This is a genomic window from Muribaculum sp., from assembly GCF_029051885.1.
Taxonomy (GTDB): domain Bacteria; phylum Bacteroidota; class Bacteroidia; order Bacteroidales; family Muribaculaceae; genus Muribaculum.
Window position 1 is genome coordinate 1 of the sequence record NZ_JAIDKI010000073.1, and the last position, 2,250, is coordinate 2,250.

General features: G+C 46.6%; 5 protein-coding genes. 4 read left to right on the forward strand and 1 reads right to left on the reverse strand.

The genetic code is table 11. The features are described 5' to 3' along the window. The first annotated feature begins 198 nt into the window (after positions 1-198). A complete protein-coding gene (locus K2I50_RS02980; protein WP_301024765.1) occupies positions 199-492 on the forward strand; it encodes a T9SS type A sorting domain-containing protein in 294 nt (97 codons plus the stop codon). A gap of 77 nt (positions 493-569) precedes the next feature. Here the strand turns inward: K2I50_RS02980 and K2I50_RS02985 are convergent, their stop codons facing one another. Next, positions 570-980: a cupin domain-containing protein gene (locus tag K2I50_RS02985; protein WP_301024766.1), complete on the reverse strand. Its 411-nt coding sequence runs from the start codon at positions 978-980 to the stop codon at positions 570-572. A gap of 157 nt (positions 981-1,137) precedes the next feature. Here K2I50_RS02985 and K2I50_RS02990 point away from each other — a divergent pair, with 157 nt between their 5' ends. The 3 genes from K2I50_RS02990 to K2I50_RS03000 form a co-directional block, all read left to right on the forward strand. Continuing rightward, entirely contained in the window at positions 1,138-1,500 is a 363-nt protein-coding gene (locus K2I50_RS02990) for a winged helix-turn-helix transcriptional regulator (RefSeq protein ID WP_301024767.1), read from the forward strand. Positions 1,501-1,509: 9 nt separating this feature from the next. Next, positions 1,510-1,845, forward strand: a complete 336-nt coding sequence (locus K2I50_RS02995; RefSeq protein ID WP_301024768.1) for a nitrous oxide-stimulated promoter family protein — start codon at positions 1,510-1,512, stop codon at positions 1,843-1,845. A gap of 41 nt (positions 1,846-1,886) precedes the next feature. After that, the coding region (locus K2I50_RS03000; RefSeq protein ID WP_301024769.1) for an LbetaH domain-containing protein at positions 1,887-2,250 on the forward strand (364 nt) is incomplete at its 3' end.

Genomic DNA, 2,250 nt, shown 5'->3' on the forward strand with positions numbered 1-2,250 from the left:
TGTGTTCGCGCAGAGAGGGAGCAATGCGGTTGCATTGTGACCGAAACAAGCGGACGCAGATGCATGACGATTGGCCGCCCCAGCGTTAACAAATATTGGTGAACGGGGTCTAAATCTGACAACAGTATTCTCGCACAAGCGGAATTCGGATGGTACAACGAGAATAATGAATATTTAAAAACTACACGATTTTACCGCATGGATAAGTCATCAGGTGTAGCCGATGTTATACGTGACGAAAATCGCATATCGGCATCACCCAACCCGGCTGTCCACGGAACTCCTGTTGTAATAACAGTTCCAAACGGCAGCACTGGCTCCCGTGCCATATCAGTCACTTCATTAAATGGAACCCACATATATAGCCGGACAATCAATCCTGATGTAGATAGAGTTTCAATCCCGACACAAGGATTCACCCCAGGAATGTATATATTCACACTGACAGAGAATGGCAGAAATATTGAAAGTTGTAAGATAATCATTCGATAACAGCAACGCATGTCAAACCGGCTCTAAACGGCTGTGACATGCGTTGCCTTTAAGAAACTGTTTAAACAGGTCTACCCTCACAGCCTGTTGTCTCGTGGGGTAATCTCGGCATCGGTCATGGTATAGCCGCCAAGGCTACCCTCCTTAGCCTGAATGCAGATATAAGTCATCGGCTCGGCGGATGTGCATTTAAGATTGCGGTCACAGCCGGTAGCTACCCTGACCACCGAACCTTCAGCGATATCAAACACATCGCCGTCGACCTGGAATCGGCCTTTCCCGGAGAGAATTATGTAGTTCTCCTCATTCTCCTTATGACTGTGGAAAAACGGCACAGACTCTCCCGCATGAAGAGTACCAAATGAAATCTCACATGATGTAGCTCCACTGGCATCCTTTACAAACTGTTTCCCCATGGGGGTGTGGAGGTCGCCTACCGATACATGAGCATACTTATCACCACAGGCGATTGTCTTTAATTCATTCATAATCTAAGAACTTATTTAATTTCTTTGGAAAGTATTCATTATCTTTGCAGCCGTAAGCCGCGTTTATTTCAGTGACGCAAAGTTAACACGTATACCCCACACATACAAGACGTTACATCAAAGTAACGCACTTACCTACCAGTAACTATTTTTGAAAATGAACAAGTTGCCGTTGAAAGAAAATCTTGAAAAATATACCGGAATAGATTCATGTCCGGTAAGGAATGTGATTTCACGATTCTCCGGAAAATGGTCAATGCTCGTTTTGTGTGTACTCGCCGACAACGAAGCCACCCGCTTCAACGCCATAAGAAAAGCACTCCCCGACATTTCTCCGAAAGTGCTTACCGAAACATTGAAGAATCTTGAAAACGACGGTCTGATTGTAAGGCGACTTTACCCGGAGATACCCCCACGGGTCGAATACTCACTGTCGCCACTCGGCGTAAGCCTAATGCCACATATCTCCGGACTCGTAGGATGGGCAATCGAACATTTTGATGAAATTACCGGTAAATAAGAATGGGAAATGACAAACATATCAGCCACCTCTGCTCATGCATCTGAAAAGAAGCGTGTAATATCCCAAATGATAACCATATATTGCCATCGACACCATGGCACTGCCGGACACACACTCTGCCCCGAGTGTGCCGACCTACTCTCCTACGCCTGTTCCCGACTCGACAAATGCCCTAAATCCGCAACAAGACAAGCAAGCTGCCGGAAGTGTACTATTCACTGCTATTCACCCGCATACCGCGACAAAATAAAAAAGATAATGAGGTATGTCGGGCCTCGCATGCTTTTCATCCACCCCATATCTGCCATACGCCACTTCATATCCGAAACAAGAGGCGAATGACTTGCATAATTCATACCAACGATTTTACCCCACAATAATATATGGAAAATAAAACCGATATTCCCGAGATAAGAATAGATGTCACCCGACAGACTCCCGAAGAACTGGCTCTTGCCACCCGACAGTCGCAACTGATTTTCAAATTCAACCACACCATGCCGGGCACAGAAGAATATGACCGGCTGATGCACGACATATTCCCCACGCTGGGCAAATCAAGCATTATCCACTCCCCCGTCACCGCCGTGCGCCCCCACATGGTAAGTATCGGAAAAAATGTAGTGATAATGCCCGGCTGTCTTATGATGGCTGCCGGAGGCATATCAATCGACGCCGGCGCCATGATTGCAGCCAATGTGCAGTTCATATCAAACACCCACGACCTTTACGACCGCCAGATCAGAA

Excerpts from the sequence above, each read along its gene's own strand:
- K2I50_RS02995 (WP_301024768.1), top strand. The coding sequence starts at position 1,510 with ATGACAAACATATCAGCCACCTCTGCTCATGCATCTGAAAAGAAGCGT.
- K2I50_RS02980 (WP_301024765.1), top strand. The coding sequence starts at position 199 with ATGGATAAGTCATCAGGTGTAGCCGATGTTATACGTGACGAAAATCGC.
- K2I50_RS02985 (WP_301024766.1), bottom strand. The coding sequence starts at position 980 with ATGAATGAATTAAAGACAATCGCCTGTGGTGATAAGTATGCTCATGTA.
- K2I50_RS02990 (WP_301024767.1), top strand. The coding sequence starts at position 1,138 with ATGAACAAGTTGCCGTTGAAAGAAAATCTTGAAAAATATACCGGAATA.